We start from the raw sequence: 16203 nt of genomic DNA on the forward strand, positions 1-16203 counted from the left end.
CAAAAAACTAATACACCAATGAGGAAATATTTACAGATTGTAGACAGGCACCGCGCTTCCAAAGGAGCAAGATTTGCCAATTATTTAATTGACCTTGTAGCATTTTACATCGTTTTCTTTATCGTTATTATGATCTTAATGCTCATCAGTCCCGCTTTCAAAGAATGGATTGTCAATTCCGGCGATCTGGTACAAAGGTTACTCGGTATTATTTCCTACATATTGTTTACATTTTTAGTAGAAGCTGCCACCGGCGGAAGAAGCCTGGGAAAACTGATTACGGGAACCAAGGTGATCATGACTGACGGGCAGAAACCTTCTGTCGGAAATTATTTTTTGAGAAATATCATAAGAGGAATTATCCTTGTTGACCAACTGTCATTTTTAGGGGAAAACGGTTTTCATGATCAATGGAGCAATACACGTGTTATTAACATCAAAGATTATGAAGCTGAAACACAGCTAAAAAGCGATATCAACAGCATTGGAGCGAAAGAAATGATTTAAAAATTTTTGTTCATTAAAATTTTTTGCTATATTTGCACACCTCAAAAATGGTAAAAACGGTACTTTGGCCGAGTGGCTAGGCAGTGGTCTGCAACACCATCTACAGCGGTTCGAATCCGCTAGGTACCTCTTTAAAAACCTCTAATTATCTTACTAACAGATCTTTAGAGGTTTTTTATTTTTATTTATTCCAACATAATTCCAACCAGTTATAAAAAAGCTTTTTTATATACTTTCTTAATCTCCATTCTTCCCTTCCTTGATTTATGTTCCCATAATCCAGTTTTAACCTTCTAATAATTTTCTAAAATTAGCATCTAGAACTCTCAACATTTCATTATAGTCTTTATTTCTGAATTTTGCTAAACTAATAACAACTTGATTAATATCAGTAACTCTGAAGGGTGTTTTACCCTTATTCATCACAAACGGATAATCAGATTCTAAAAGTAACCTATCAATAGGTATATGATTTATTATCTTTAAACCATTATTAGAATTGAACATTGCATTATTAATAGAAAAGTAAGCTCCATTAGCAACTGCTATATCTATATTTTTTAAATTACCTGAATACCAATGTAAGATGAACTTACTATTGAACCTACTTCCTATAATAGATAAAACATCATCAACACTATTTCTACTATGTATAGTTAATATTTTTCCCCTAAATCATTACATTTATGAATAAGCGATTCAAAAAAACTTAATTGAATTGCTTTTGAGTTAATTCCAACCTTATAATCCAAGCCAACCTCTCCGATATATTTCGCTTCACCTAATAGGCTCCACATTTGAGGTATATACTTTTGGTATTTCTCAATAAGTTCAGGATGAAACCCTAGAGCGGGTTTTATATATTTTGATTCAATCCTACTTTTAAACTTAATGTAGAGAGGAGGAAGATTTGTTACAGCTATTGTGTATATTTTTAGTTTTTCAATACTATTAACTTCCTCATTAAAATTAGTTGACAAATCTAAATGAGCATGAGTATCAAATAAAAAATTAGTCATTTTTCGTATTTATAAAAGTAGCTAATTCTTCCATCCCCCTGTTATATAAATCCTCATACTCATCTATATTCTCATCAATTTTACCAGACATTTGAATTGTAAATAACCCCTTACTATTTTCAGCATAATCTAAAAGTCCAATCTTATAAGATCTTAGTTCTATACTAGCCTTCCTATTTTCATAATCAACATCTCTATATAGCGTATTATCAACCTCAAATGCTTTTAAAACAGAAGCTCTTCTAATAGTACATGGCAAACATGTACCACAATGTTTAGGTTCAAAACTACCTTTTACCCATCTGACTTGATCTGGATGTGAGCAGGACATTGTCTCTTTATAATGTTGTTTAATAAAATCTGGTTCTTTACAGTTTAATAACATTTCTCCTTTAGTTAAAAACTGATAAGGGTTTTTTAATATTACTTTGATACCAAGTTTTGTTAATAACTCTTGAAGCATCTTTAGGTAATAAGGATGTGTTGTTCTAGTACTACTACTACCCAACCTAGAATTGGTAAGAGGGATGTTTAAAGATATTAATCCATTTTCAGGAATATATAAATTAACTTCTTTATTCATGCAAGATGCTAGAATAATAGCATGCATAAAAAACATAAATGAACGCGTTCGGGTTGTATCTTCAACCCCTCCTATTGGAGTTGCATTAAAATTAAAAAACTGTCCTTCTTGTAATTCGAATTTATCTTTCAATAATGAGATGACTTTATCTTGGAAAGGCTTTACTCCTTTTCCTCCTCCATAATGTCCAATAAATGCAATGTTTTTATTTTCTTTTAGTAGGTCTATTGCACCAATAAATGAATCTAGCCCTCCAGATAGCATACAGAAGCTATCAGGGATAAACTTATTTGAGAGATAACTTCTGGCAACATTTTCAGATATTTTAGCTTCATTTTCATTTAGCTCTCTTTTTCTAAACTCAAAATCCCAAATATCTCCACTTAAATAAGAAATCATTTCTATAAGTAGATCCTTGTTTTCATTCCATTTATCAACTTCTAATACTGGAATATAAAGTTTAACTTCTCTAGTCCAATTGTCAAATGTTCCTTTTCTTAAAACTTTTCTATCAACATAATATACCATTAAAGAGATGTACCATAAATCTAATGCCTCATTTTGAAAGAAGTGTGGCATACGATATAGAGGTCTTAATAATTTAAAAAAAGTGTGATTGTAATCTTCCTTTGAAGTTAAATCTACTTCAATTGCGGAGTCTACAGTTAATACATCATCAGTATTTAGTTTAAATATATATTCTGTCATAATAAATCTTCCATTACGGTGTAACATTGGTTATAAAGGCTTAATATTTCTTTTGTTGAGAATTTATAATCTTTAATCTCTTTACCTTTAAAGACAATCTCAATCTTAGAATGGATATATTCTTTTATATCCTTTTCTAATGCTACTGCATCTGCTGCGCTTTTAGAATTACTTTCAATTCTTGAACCTAAATCATTTATTAGCTTCTGGTAGATATATACTTCTATATAAGTTGGAATTATGATGTTTACATCTAGGTTTTCAATAGCTTCTATTTCTAAATTTTCTTTTTCTATAAGTTCATATAACACTTCCATTGTAAGTATCAAAGCCTTTCTTGAAATAGCATCTTCTTTTGTACTAGGGGAAGGAGCTAAAATGTTTACTAGTTCATTTAGAACTTCTTTTGTGCTTCTATCCTTATAATCTATCTTGTATTCATTCAGAGTTTCCTTCAGTCCTTGCTCTGAAATACCTCTTACAAAATTTCCAAGTTTAATAGTTGTTTTTATTCCTCCTACTGCATTTTTTGAAGCAGATTTAGCACCTCCATAAGCTTTTACATACTTTGAAACTGCTCCTTTAATATTCTTGGATTTTCCAGAAGCCACTTTTGACATGAAAGTTTTTGCATTACTCCATTCAACAGTCTGTTCTTGTTGTTCTTGCTCAGTATTGCTATCTTCTGAATCATTTTCAGAATTCTGACTTTCTGGATTATTAGTGTTTTCCTGTTCGTTATCCTCAAAATCTGGTGGTATTAAAGGATTATTTTGCGAACCCCCATTGGAATAGCCCCCATACATACTTGATGTTCCCATAGTTTTCTTTAGTTTTGTTTTAGTTCCTGCTCAATTGCCTTTTTTAATTTTGTGTTTTCTTTTTCCCATTTTCCTGCCAGTTCTTTAATATCTTCAAGCTTATCAGTAGCTCTTCCAAACTCAAAAATATTGGGTATGAAAGTGAATTTTATAGCTTTTGCAGGTAAGGTTGATAATTTTGCTATAGTATCAGAATGTAGGCTTTCATTAGCTTTACCCCATTCAAGAAATGACTTTAATAAGTTTAAATCAATCTCCGTAGATGATTCGATTGATACAAAAAGTGTTTTTAGAATCTCTGAAGATTCAAATTCATTTATATTTTTTGATTTTTTAATCGCTTCATTTCTGAAAGTATCAGAGCCTGCTTGCAAACCTTTTAAGATATTTTCAGCTTCCGAGCTAAGAGAGTAAGATGATTTAAAGAAAGTAGTTTGTAAACTTTCTCTTGTGAAATAAAAATAGTTTTGCAAATCAATATCTGATAGTTTAGGTTCAGAGCTTATCCAATTATTTAGCCAGAAATCATCTTTCCAAAGCTTCAAAGCTTCAACATCATCCCATTTGTTTTCTTCGATTAATTTAATCTCTATTGGCTTCCCATTTTCATCTGCCTGAAGTTCTCCTATTTTCTTAAATACATCATCTTTGAAATATTCTATTAACATTAATTTAGCTAAAACCTTTTTGTCTAAGTTTATATTTTTAAACTCAGCCATTTTCATTCTCATGGATAGTGCATTCAAGAATCTTTTACAGTGTCTTGGATTCCCATTAAGCCTATTAGATAGTACTGATGAAAGCTGTTTTGATACTGATATTACATCTTTTAATTTATCCTCATCAATATCTTGAAACTTATCTTTTATTAAATCATAACTAATCTCAAACTTAATGAAGTTTTGCTCTCTTTCTTCTTTAAGAAAGTCTATTATTTCAGCATATTCTTTTTTGAAAGTTTCTTGAAGAAATAATGATGTAATATAAAACTCCATCTCGTAAATACCCAGCTGAGGTATTTTTATTGGATATTGTATCATTTTCTCAAGATACTCTTTACCAATATCCAAGTGGTTTCCTTTAACTTCTGGAAATCTTTTTCCTACAGCATACATTACTTGTCTTTCATCAGCACCAATTATAAACGAAGTTCCTTTTGTAAACAAAAACAATCTTATTGCTTCTAAAGTCTCTAGAATTGTGTCATGGTTACATCTGTCAAGTTCATCTATAAAAACAACTAATTTTTTAATTTTTGTTTCTTTAAGTAATTCTTCAAAATCTTTTTGGAACTCTCTAAGATTTTTCCTTACCTCTTCCTTTGAAAAAGTACCTTCAAGAACTTTTTTTATTTCCTCATCTTTTATTTCCTGTCCTGCTGATTTTAGATGTAAAGCAACCTGTTGTATTGTAATATCTGCAATGGTTCCTAATCCTCCTGTAAGCATAAAATCAACTCCATACTTTAACCCTTTACTTGCTAAATCAAGATAGTTTATATTTTTTAATAGTTTTTTTACACCAGCCTTAGCCTTTGCAGTAAGAGTTCTCTTTTCTTTAATTTTATCTATAATTGTACCTAACAAAGCTGTTTTGGCATCTTCATAGTCTTCAAACAGCCACCCATTAAATTTTATACATAAAAAATCTTCATTACCTTCATATGACTTTAGAATCATTTCAACCAAACTAGACTTTCCACTACCCCAATCTCCATAAACCCCAATTGTACAAGGAGACAAATCTTCATTTTCAATTATATCTTTCGTAACCTCAACTAAATAATCAAAGTTCAATAAGTCAATGTATGTTTCACTATCTTTCCACATAATATTTTAATTTGAATCATGTAAAATACAAAGTTTTTAGATTTAATAATTACGGATTACCACATTTTTATTAACTTTTATCAAATAAATTCTGATGCAACTTCCTTATAATGAAAACTTGCCCATTCATCTCTTAGCTTCTTGCTTTAATAGTAAATCAACAACATATAAGTTTTATTGGTTACTGGCTATTATAGATAGTATTGAGTCTGGCTTAGACATTATAACTAAGCATGAATTATTTATAAAAATGATAGCTAAATCCTGGTACACAGTGAATTATTTTAATATTTCTTTTGGCTCCCAGGATCTTATTCAAGAAAGCAGTCATAAAATAAGAGTATTAGAAATGATTAATATTGATGAGGATAAAAATGAAATCGTTTCCAGGCTTGCTCGAACAAATAATATTGAAACAGTTAAAATATTGAACCACTTTGATAAAAATGTTCCCCACTGGTTTTTGAGTCCCTGGTATCCAAAAAAATAAGAAAGATATATATCAGCTATCCCAAGATAAAGTTAGTAGCCCTATTTATTCTCTATACCATGATAAAGTCATTATTGATTCGGATTGGAAAAAATATTTTCAGAAAAACTCTAGAATTATAAAAGACTTTATTTATTGGAATCTTGTTTTGTTCTTACAAGTAAGAAATCCAAATATTCCAGATATTCCAAATAAACTGATAAAACCTGCTACCAGAAGTAATCTTGTAAAGCAAAGAAAATTTTGGAACACTATTTTTAAAGAAGTTGGATCAGTTAATTGTATTTATACTGGAACAAAACTTACAATTCAAAATTATGATATTGAACATTTCATTCCTTACAGCTTTGTTTCACATAATCAAATATGGAATTTAATCCCTGCTGATAAAAAATTTAATCTGTATAAAAAAATAAACTTCCTATACTAGAAAAGCATTTTGACTCTTTTTGTAACCTTCAAAGACTCGCTATTGATATTTTTTCAGATATAAATCCAGAGGAAAGATTACTGCAAGAATATTTTTACATAACATCAGACTTATCTGACATTACTGAAAAAAAACTTTTAGATGTGATAAGTCCCTTGATTACTATAGCATCAAATAATGGTTTTCAATTTTTGAATGATTGATTATAATACTATGTTCCTTTATGGTTGATTAACAAGGAAATATTCTTGATATAAACAAGATTTACAATGACGCATTCGGATTTATGACTAATGAGGCATTCTATTTAGGTGTAAAGCTTGTCATTTCACCTGATGAGGCATTGTAAGTAAGAATCAAATGTCTACAATCATCCTTAATGAAGTAATAATTTGATGTTTTGAATATTAAATATTTACAACTGTCATTTTCTCTCAGGATAGGAACTTCAGAATGGCTTTTTAGGACAATATTTGCTTTTAATTTTGTTTTGGTTGCATGTTTTGCTTCAATTTTTGCAATACTAAAAACGAATAAAAATAGTACAGATAATAACATACAAATTCCCAAGCTGGGATATTCATATAAATAAACATATCCAGAGCCTGCCACCATAACCAAAAAAAGAATTATAAAAATGGATGCAAATTCATAGACTTGTAAAAAAACCAGTATTTCTCCTAAAAAGATAAGCATTACCAAAGCAATGGATAAGTTTGAAAACTTGCTCTTAGCTTTTGAGTTCCTCTTCTTAGTCCCTGTTAATTTGGGATGTAAGATGATTAAAAATGGAGATATAACAATACTAATAAAAACTATGAGCATCAGTTTTTCATATAGAACAGCAAGTGAATCCTTTAAATCAAAATATAAAAAGTATCGGATATTGTAAAAATCAAAAAAAGCCCATAGATAAAATAATCCTAATGTATAGATAACTCCTGTTGTAGTGAGTATTGCGAATGGGGGATTATTAGCAGGTTTATAGGGCTTATTTAGTATTACTGATGTATTTCTAAGCCATTGATTTATTTTTTCTTTATTAATTCTAATGCTCATTCTAATAATTGTTCATTGTTTATTTTTGATAATAAAGGTCACAGTGACCTTCCTAATTTATTCAATCTTACCTAATTCTTCATTTAAGTCTCTAGTAAATTCTTCAAGATCAACCACAAATCCTGTTCCCCCATTTACAGGAAAAACATTTATTAAATAATTTTCAGAGTTGATAATATCAAATATGTCATCACGTAAATCATCTAACGTTAATTTAAGGGGTTTACAATTTTCCCAACCTTCTTGAAGATCTAGTGATACAAATTCTTCAGCAGGCCAGAATGAAATAAGACTAAAATCATCAACCTCTGAGACAGCGTAATTTTCTTCATTATCAACGATGTCCATAATTGTTCAAAATCAGCAACTTTCTTATTGAAGTATTCGTACCTTTTGAAAGGTTCTAAGCTTAAGACATTTTCAATTTCTTTATGATGCATTTTCAATAGGTATTGTGACAATTATAATGAATATAATTTCCTTGTTTAAAATCAAAGTTCATTTTTTAGCGATTAAAGTATTAATTAATAATGAGTGAAAAAAATAGAGTATTGATTTACAATACTCTATTCCAGTTATTAATGTTTTTGAAATATTATTGAATTATCCTTCTTCTTCAATTAATTCTAAAAATAAATTTTGCAAATCGCCATTCAACTTTTCCTTTTTCCCTTCCATATTTATAATAAATTCGTCATTTATACCTTCAGCATATGTAGTCCCATCGAATATACCTAATACATGTGATAAAGTATTGATTTCAACAATACGCAAAAATTTTAAAAAAGTTTCTTTTTCTTCTTTTGAAAAATCTATATAGATTGGTAAAATACCTTTCCAAATAGGGTCTGTAGCTTCATTTGTAGTTTCTAATAAATTTTGATACGAGTCGAGATTTTCTTCTATAACACTTCTCTTCAAAATTTCCGCTAATTCTTTTGGCTTCATATTAATTTTTAGATTGTTTATTTAAATAATCTCCTAACAAATCGGCAATATCTTCATCTTCCAAATCATAATACATGTCATCCAAACTTCCTAAAGGATTATATAGCTATACTAGTGTGGTATTTCACTAGTGAACCATTCTTCTTTTATACGTTTTGTAGATTCTAAATATTTTTTTCTATTTAATTCTTGATTATTCAAAATTTTACTAATTCTTTTGGGTTCACATATTGTATTTTACGATCATTCCTTCAGAAGGATTGTTAATTGGGCATTGCTTGTTGCCAGTTGTTTTAAAATTATCAATATTTAAAAAAACCTGTCTTATAAAAGACAGGTTTTGATTAACTCTATTATGCATCGTTTATTGCATAATTGTAAAGAAGTTTTGTAAGCTTTTCATTGGATAAAGATTGATTTTCATCATTATTAGATTCTTCTATTGCATCCAAAAAATAGTAGAAATCAAATAAATTAGAATATTCTTTACCATTGGGAGAATATTCAATATTACCTTCTGTTTTTTCAATTTCGAAAAATGCCAAATCTTTGTCAATTTCCCAAGGTTGCTCCATATAGATTTCTATTACTTCAGATTCAGTATTTAAATCTTGTAATTGACAAAACTCTTTATAAGAGCCTCCATTTCTGAAATATTGAACTAATTCTAAAAGCTTCATTTTAATTTTTAGATTGTTTATTTAAATAATCTTCAAGCAAAATGGCAACATCCTCACCTTCTATATTATAATATTTATCATCTATTTCATTTAATTTATTAAATAACATTTCATCGAAATCTACAATTTTCGAAATCTGCCTGTTAAAAATTAGATTTCTAAAAGCGTCTTCGATCAAATATTCCTCGTTGACAAGATGGGTTGCAGTATCTAATAATTCAACTCTTTGGGTTGCTCCTATTAATTTTAAGTTTGTAATGGTTAAATAAGCAAATTGGCCATAAGAATTAAAGAAATATTGATGAAATCCTCCATTTTCAACTTGCCAATGAAGTAAAATAACAGTATAAACAACTTGTTGAGCTTTTGGTAAATTCAAAACATATTTATACCATGTATCACAATCACTTAATATTTCTTCATCTAATCCTTTTACTGCTTCCGCATAAGTTTTATCAATTATATTTTCCATATTTAATTATTTTATAAATGCTCCAGGGTACATCTGTTTATTCATTTGAATTAATTCTTGTAGTGCACTATTTGGTATATTTTGAGATTTGTAAACGCGTCTTAATTCAAATATATCTCTTGCTAATACTTGACGGGCGTTTGTAAAATTTCCAGATCCTTTTGTTATTGCCATTCTACCAATTTCTGGGATAAGTTTACGATGTCCTAAAACTGGTACTAATATCGTTGGAGCTGTATTGTGTTCATAGCCGGCAACAAGCCGTTTCATAATTGCGCTTTGCCCAACATGGTGTGCATCTAATCCAGCTTCTATTCCTTTCATTTCTTTATAAGCTCCTACTCTCCATAAGTTGCTTTCTTCTTTAACTGCTAAACCTGGTTTTTTTAGTGCTACAGCCCCTATGATTGCAATACCCATTGCAAGATACCTATTTTCCGGTTCCCAAGTACTTAAAACCTGCCCGCCTACATCAAAAATACCAATAGGATCTCCAGCACCACCTATAAAATTAATGCCATGATCATTATATCTTCCAGCATTCCTAACTCTGTCCCAAGCCAAATCACTTTTTGAATTCCACCATTCCATGTATTCATTTACATGGCTTCGGATCTCCATTCCCCAGAAGAAGCTGCTCTTTGAAAGTACAATAGGAGGTATATTAACATGAACCCCACCTTCACCATCAGTACTTGAACCTGTTGCAATACCAATATTGGCAAGCAGCATATTAGTGTAAGGTTGGCTCCAATTGATACTATTCCCATCATAGTCCATCGAAATACCATCTGAACTGGTAAACCCTGAACCTGTATTGTACCAGGTTGTACCATCCTGAGAGTTATTCCAAAAGCCTGCACCCAGGTCCATACTCATTCTTCCATCCGGATCATACATATTGACAGGGTTGTTCATTACATAAGCATATGGAGAAGCAGAATGGTAACTTTCAGAAAGCTGATCCATACCGTTCCATCTTCCCAGCTCCGGCATATACAGTCTCCATCCGTAATCCAACATACCGTTTTCCTGAAGCTCTTTACCATTGTATTTTTTACGGTAAGCCCTGGTTAGCAAATTGGATGTATTATGCCTTAACCCGAAAGGGTAATAATGATTTTCTTCAATGATCTCTGCGCTTCCGCTGGCATTCCTGGCATAGCTTACCCTTACATTTCCAAGATGGTCAACGTAGTTGTAAATATACTTCTTTTGAGTGTAATCATAATAACCCTCTTCATTGGCAAAAAACTGAAGTCCGCCATCTTCGTACTGGAAGCCATTAAGGTATTCAGAAACCCTTTTAAGCTCCATTTCGCTTTTGTTGGAATAATAAGTATACTCCGTTTTCAGCTTTGTTCCATCCGCAGAGTAGATGTATTGAGTATTGTAATTTCTTTCTGCAGAAGTGCCATTTTTTTCCTGAATGATATAGGTTGTATCATAAGTAACAGAAGAAGGAAGATTAAGATGGTTATATTTTATCTGTAATATCCCCTTATCCTTCTGGCTGGTCATATTGCCATTACTATCATAATCTATGAGGATTCCGGATAAGGACGGGTATCCTGCATAATTTTGTGAGTAGTCTGTTACAGTACTCAATCTGTTACCATCATAAATGTAAGTAAGATCGTCAATAGCTATGGCAGTACCGGCGGAAGAATTTGCGGTTCTTTTTAATGTAGAAATATTCCCGTTTTTGTCATAGTCTACAATCTCACTGTATTCTTTGAGATAAGGGTTCATCTCGTTCTGGTAAAACCCGGCCCTTAGCCTTTCTGCCCCGTCATAGCTGTATCCATATCTTTTCAGGATATTTTCGCCCGCAACTTTCCAGTCTGTTTCCGAGATACTCCCGTTAAATTTAGGTTTTACTTTCAGTCCTGGATATTCGTTATTGGGAGTTTCCGCCCCTTCAACCGAATTATATTTTATTTTGTAGGAAAACAGCTTGCTTCCCATATTATTTATATCAGCAGCATTGATCCCGGTAAGCCATCCCCTTATGTTATAAGTATAATCTATACTCTGAAGATTATTACCCACTTTCTTATTAATAACCTGTCCCAAATCATTATAAGTGTAATCGGAAAGCAGCTCTTCCATTCCGCTATCAACCTGTTGGTAATGCTTAAGTAAATATCCCTGAGGGCTATACGTATACCTGTCTTTAACCGTAACTTCAGTATTGGCCGTACTTTTTGAATGGTAGGTAAAAGCCAGCTGGGTTTTCCCTGAAAAATCAAGCAAAGCCTCTGTTTTGGTAACCCCTCCCAAATGGTTTTTACTGTAACTTCCAATTGCTCTCCCCAACTGATCATACCATATGGCATCTGAAGACCAGTTATCATTTTCAATATTTTTAGTATAGCTGATGGTAGGTAGTGCTTTTGTACTTCTTACAGATGCAAGCCCATTGGAAGTAATAAGAGTAGGAATAGAAGCTAAAACAGGTTTATTCTGTATCTGGTCCGGGCGTTGAGGTGCCCCTTCAGGGTACTCATCATAATAATTAACTGATAAGATGGTCATACTCCCTGTTGGGAATGCTTCTTTTGTATAGTAAACATTAATATTATTCTGCGTAAATGGAGAAGTACTTGCTGTTTCATTATTATTTGCATTAGCAGACATATTGTTTAATGCCGTCTGCATAGCTATCCTTGACGCCGTATTGGCAAAAAAGCCACTGTAAACTACTCTTCCGAATGCATCATACTTGGTGAACATCCAGCCCGGCTTTCCAAAATTATTAACACTTGTTCTTAAGTTGGCATCCTGGCCTAGTACCTGTCTGTTTTGTTTATCGTATACAAAATATTCCCAGCCTTTTCCAGGAAGTTTCTTTTCTGCAAGCCTGTTGTATTTATCGTATTTATACTGATAGCATAAAGGATTTAGTAGAGGCTGGATTTCCGCGCCTGTGCTGGCAATTGACGCTTTTGGGGGAATCATGAAAGAAAGGTTACCGAAATCATCATACACATAATAGGTGTCCAGATTTTCAACTGCTCCGTTTTCTTTTACATTAATTTTCCGCATTAAAATAGTCTGGCCCAGAGAATTGGTAAAGGAATGGGATTCATTCCCGTCTTCATCTTTGGACACTGATTTGTAAAGTGTGTTGGCATTATAATAACCATTGGTTGTATAGGAATCATTAGCTGCAAAATTCAACACTGCATCATTAATTTGTAAATAAGAATTCCAAGTAATTGCCACTTTGAACCTTTTTACTTCACCGGCTGCATTTGACAAATATTCTGCTTTTGGTGTATGGCTCCCGCTAAGCTGCCATTCAGATCCGGGTGCGGCAGCTTTTTCGATTCGCCCTAATGGTGAGTTTTCGTAAGCTACTTCAGAAAATGCGTTGGAAACATTATAATATGCATTTACAGAGTTTTCCCCTGCGCTTGGCATATAAGCACCATTTTGAGAATCCACAGGAAGGGGAAGATAATTTTTTGATGGCCTTCCCAGATTGTCATAAGATACGGGAACCACAATATCTTTTCCAAGTGGAGAAGCCTTTATGCCGATACTCTGTTTACTTCTTCCCAAACCATCAAAGTATTGAACAGTTTGCTGTTGTTGGGCTCCGGGTTGCTCGGTGGTTACTGGTTCAAGATAGGTCCTGCTATAGGTGTAGTTCTCTGTATTACTAAGACTTTGTGCATAAAACAAAGCAGATACAAAAAAGTATATAAAAATTGATATTTTTTTCATGATCTATGTTTTTATGGCTGTTTGATATTGTATTTATATTCCTGGATAATATTTCCATTGACGTTAACAAGAGCCTTCAATTTGTTATTCTGGTCATACTTATAAATCCCTCTTACTCCGTTTGGCGGAGTAAGTGTTGTAATACCGATCAACTGATCATAAGTATATGTAGTAATCTGGAATTTTTTTAATGCAGTGTTTGTTCTGAAAGCGTCCAATGCATTAATAAGCTCTGTTTCAGAAGCAGCATCAATGTCTAAGTTTGATTTTGATATGATATTATCTGCCAATCCTGCTATATCCGTTATAGTAGCTCCTTCTATTTTAGCAATAGGCATTGTATTGTTATATCCCCAAATAATAACGGAAGGGAATCCTTTTCCTGTACTTTCATCAGACACACTGGTATATTGACGGGTATTGCCTGCGGAATCGTATTGATCATAGGTTATACTTGTCTTGGTACTGCTATCATTCGGATTAACAAAAACAACTGAAGTAGGCAAAAGGCTATTGTTTGCAAATTTTACCTGAGAGTTTAAAACTGTTTTACCATTATTCTTATTGATAATCTGAACAGCTTCTGAGAGAATATGGGCACTTTCAAGATGGGCATATCCGGAGGTACCGGCAGGGTATATAAACTGCTGCTCTATGACATTACCATCTGAAGTTATATCCTTTATTGAATCAGGGCCAAGATTAGAAGAATTGATAACGGTTTCTTTTTTACTTTCTACCAAACTTCCCGTTTTTGTATAATCTTTATTGGCCTGTGAAATTCTTTTTACGAAAGCCGGCTTTGTAAGATGTAAACCGTAATTAATATAAAATTCACGAACCTGATCAGTAAAATTATTAAGCTCATATGTATAGTTTTCAGAACGTAATAATTGATTCTGCTCGTTGTAGATTTCTTTTTTGAAATCAGGCCTTCTTTTGTAATATTATAGTATGGATAATAATATATAGGAAATTGTTGAGTACCTCCATCCTGGTATTTAGGATAATCGTCCGGAGTCAGGTAAGAAATTCTTGTATATCCGTTTCCGGCTTCAGAGATTTTTATATTTTTATACATAATAAAACCATCGTTAGGACTCATCTTACTGTCATTATCATAATTAAATACATAGCCGCTCGATCCTGTACCTTCTACATTATCGTAATTATAAATCAGTGTTTTGACGGGAGAAGTCTCATTAATGCCTGTATAGTATTTAATTTTATTTAACCGGATATGTCCATACTGGACCGTATTTTTTGCTTTTCGGATTGGTCCTGTTTTAAGTTTAATTTCATATACCTGATAAATACCATAGCTTTTTCCTGGTCCCGAAAACTGTACTGTATATGTTCCCGGGTAGCCATAATAGGTATTTTGGGCCTGCTCAATTGTTTTTGGAAAACATTCTTTACCATACAATACTTCACCGGAACTGCTGCTGATTGTAAAATCAGTATAAAATGGTTCCGGCTCAGGGTCAAGAGGATTGCCTGCTCCCGGAGTTTCGCCATAGCCCTGTACCATAAAAGAAAACATGAAACCCACTTTTTTATTAGGATCTCCGGAAATAGTAAAAGTATAGGTATTTGTCTGGCTTCTGTTAAACTGGAAATCGAGCTGTGCCACAACAGTCTGAATATCCGAATCGATATAGGTAGGTAATATGGAATCCAGGTACTCCGGTGTGTATTCAAAGAAGTATTCATGATTTCCATACTCATATTGTGTAACTCCTTTCGATGGTGAAATTATTTTTTCCAGAACATTCGTGAACTTATAATTGGTGTAAAAACTCTGTGGTGCAGATCCGGGCCAATCACAATAGCTGTTGTTTACTGTTGGCAGGAAGTTATTATTTTCCTGATTATAAATAAATGTAGTCCTTTCAATTTCTGCATCATTTCTGTTACTCGTAACAATAGAAGAGAGAAGCCTTTTTCTCAGGGTTTGTTCATAGGGCTCGGCAGAGGTTATATAATTAAAAGTGTACGATTGAATAATCTGATCAAGAGAGTTTTTTAATGTTATTTTTTTCAGACTGTAAAGATCATTCGGAGTTCCACTTAAGCTTTCATCAAACTGATAATCAAATATCACTTTTCCAAGATCCGTATCTACAGATTTTAATTTACAGTACTGATACATCAGTTCTCCGGTAGAAGCTCGATTTTTTGACTTTTTATCATAATTATAAGTTGCCAGTATCTTTCCAATGGGGCTTATTATTTTGGTTAAAAAATAGGCGGATTTATATCCTTTCCTAGGAATAAAAAAATCTTCGTCATATCTCATTTCGTAATCAAAGTCATCAAAAATATATTTATATCCTTTTCCGTCTGTAATGGTAAAGTTTTCAACTTTTAATGTCGCAGTATTAGTACTTCTTTGATATTCAAATTTCAGATTATTGGGAGTTATGTTAACGAGGCTAAAAGTATTGTTAACTACATCTCTTTTGATCTGAAATTTACCGGATATACCTGGTAAGTTGTAATAGTAAAAATCATCAAAAGCATTCTTTTGATATTCCTGTCTTGATATATCATCATATCTTTCATCAAGTTCCTCAACAATCTTTTTATAAATTACACTTCCTCCAAATAAGCTCCAGCCTGCACCAACATCACTGGCTGAAAAATTACTGTCCCATACATAAACAGGGTTGTAACTTAAATTAAAGACATTTTTAATATTTTTATCTTGTATTGGAATCTCTATAACAGGAATATTGATATTAGGCTGACCCGTCACTTGATTTACGGGATTGTCTGTAAACCTTGACATGGAAGCCATTGAAGGCGAGGCAATAGGAGCTGTACTCCCTTCTCCTAAGCTCTGCTGGCTATAAATATTACCGGCACAAAATAAGAGTAGGAAAAGAAGATATTCTTTTCCATTTATTAATTTATTCATCATTG

At 32.3% G+C, this 16203-nt stretch carries 16 protein-coding genes and 1 tRNA gene; 4 read left to right on the forward strand and 13 right to left on the reverse strand.

Annotated elements, in window-relative coordinates:
* Nucleotides 1–18: 18 nt before the first annotated feature.
* Nucleotides 19–507, forward strand: a complete 489-nt coding sequence (locus tag N4G44_RS17095) for an RDD family protein (RefSeq protein WP_474928502.1) — start codon at nt 19–21, stop codon at nt 505–507.
* Nucleotides 508–565: 58 nt separating this feature from the next.
* Nucleotides 566–636 (forward strand) — tRNA-Cys (locus N4G44_RS17100).
* A gap of 156 nt (nt 637–792) precedes the next feature.
* On the opposite strand, the gene N4G44_RS17105 is transcribed toward N4G44_RS17100, so the two are convergent.
* The 5 genes from N4G44_RS17105 to N4G44_RS17125 are packed head-to-tail and all read right to left on the reverse strand — an operon-like array spanning nt 793 to nt 5467.
* Complete coding sequence (locus N4G44_RS17105) at nt 793–1170, reverse strand: TatD family hydrolase (RefSeq protein ID WP_474929028.1); 378 nt, start codon at nt 1168–1170, stop codon at nt 793–795.
* Nucleotides 1164–1526, reverse strand: coding sequence for a TatD family hydrolase (locus N4G44_RS17110; RefSeq protein WP_474928503.1), 363 nt, complete (start codon nt 1524–1526; stop codon nt 1164–1166). The genes N4G44_RS17105 and N4G44_RS17110 overlap by 7 nt, the downstream gene beginning before the upstream one ends.
* Complete coding sequence (qatC, locus tag N4G44_RS17115) at nt 1519–2817, reverse strand: Qat anti-phage system QueC-like protein QatC (protein WP_474928504.1); 1299 nt, start codon at nt 2815–2817, stop codon at nt 1519–1521. Before qatC ends, N4G44_RS17110 begins: the two co-directional genes overlap by 8 nt.
* Entirely contained in the window at nt 2814–3638 is an 825-nt protein-coding gene (locus N4G44_RS17120) for a hypothetical protein (RefSeq protein ID WP_474928505.1), read from the reverse strand. Before N4G44_RS17120 ends, qatC begins: the two co-directional genes overlap by 4 nt.
* 8 nt (nt 3639–3646) lie before the next feature.
* The gene (locus N4G44_RS17125) at nt 3647–5467 is read right to left on the reverse strand and encodes a KAP family P-loop NTPase fold protein (protein WP_474928506.1); all 1821 of its coding nucleotides are present in this window, start codon (nt 5465–5467) and stop codon (nt 3647–3649) included.
* Between the two features lie 94 nt (nt 5468–5561).
* Here N4G44_RS17125 and N4G44_RS17130 point away from each other — a divergent pair, with 94 nt between their 5' ends.
* The gene (locus tag N4G44_RS17130) at nt 5562–5957 is read left to right on the forward strand and encodes a hypothetical protein (protein ID WP_474928507.1); all 396 of its coding nucleotides are present in this window, start codon (nt 5562–5564) and stop codon (nt 5955–5957) included.
* A 148-nt stretch (nt 5958–6105) separates the two neighbouring features.
* Nucleotides 6106–6387, forward strand: coding sequence for an HNH endonuclease domain-containing protein (locus N4G44_RS17135; protein WP_474928508.1), 282 nt, complete (start codon nt 6106–6108; stop codon nt 6385–6387).
* A 303-nt stretch (nt 6388–6690) separates the two neighbouring features.
* Here the strand turns inward: N4G44_RS17135 and N4G44_RS17140 are convergent, their stop codons facing one another.
* The 8 genes from N4G44_RS17140 to N4G44_RS17175 all read right to left on the reverse strand — a co-directional run bounded on the left by N4G44_RS17140 (nt 6691) and on the right by N4G44_RS17175 (nt 16201).
* Nucleotides 6691–7446: a hypothetical protein gene (locus tag N4G44_RS17140; protein WP_474928509.1), complete on the reverse strand. Its 756-nt coding sequence runs from the start codon at nt 7444–7446 to the stop codon at nt 6691–6693.
* Between the two features lie 57 nt (nt 7447–7503).
* Nucleotides 7504–7794: a DUF2750 domain-containing protein gene (locus tag N4G44_RS17145; protein ID WP_474928510.1), complete on the reverse strand. Its 291-nt coding sequence runs from the start codon at nt 7792–7794 to the stop codon at nt 7504–7506.
* Between the two features lie 255 nt (nt 7795–8049).
* Nucleotides 8050–8394 (reverse strand): hypothetical protein, encoded by a 345-nt coding sequence (locus tag N4G44_RS17150; protein ID WP_474928511.1) that lies wholly within the window; start codon nt 8392–8394, stop codon nt 8050–8052.
* A 353-nt stretch (nt 8395–8747) separates the two neighbouring features.
* Nucleotides 8748–9074, reverse strand: a complete 327-nt coding sequence (locus N4G44_RS17155; RefSeq protein WP_474928512.1) for a hypothetical protein — start codon at nt 9072–9074, stop codon at nt 8748–8750.
* A 1-nt stretch (nt 9075) separates the two neighbouring features.
* Entirely contained in the window at nt 9076–9546 is a 471-nt protein-coding gene (locus tag N4G44_RS17160; RefSeq protein WP_474928513.1) for a DMP19 family protein, read from the reverse strand.
* 6 nt (nt 9547–9552) lie between these two features.
* Nucleotides 9553–13278 carry a DUF6443 domain-containing protein gene (locus N4G44_RS17165; RefSeq protein WP_474928514.1) on the reverse strand — a complete coding sequence of 1242 codons (3726 nt, stop codon included), beginning with the start codon at nt 13276–13278 and terminating at the stop codon, nt 9553–9555.
* Nucleotides 13279–13289: 11 nt separating this feature from the next.
* Nucleotides 13290–14021 (reverse strand): hypothetical protein, encoded by a 732-nt coding sequence (locus tag N4G44_RS17170; protein WP_474928515.1) that lies wholly within the window; start codon nt 14019–14021, stop codon nt 13290–13292.
* 44 nt (nt 14022–14065) lie between these two features.
* Entirely contained in the window at nt 14066–16201 is a 2136-nt protein-coding gene (locus tag N4G44_RS17175) for a hypothetical protein (RefSeq protein ID WP_474928516.1), read from the reverse strand.
* Between the last annotated feature and the right edge of the window lie 2 nt (nt 16202–16203).

The organism is Chryseobacterium sp. GTID13 (genome assembly GCF_056172655.1).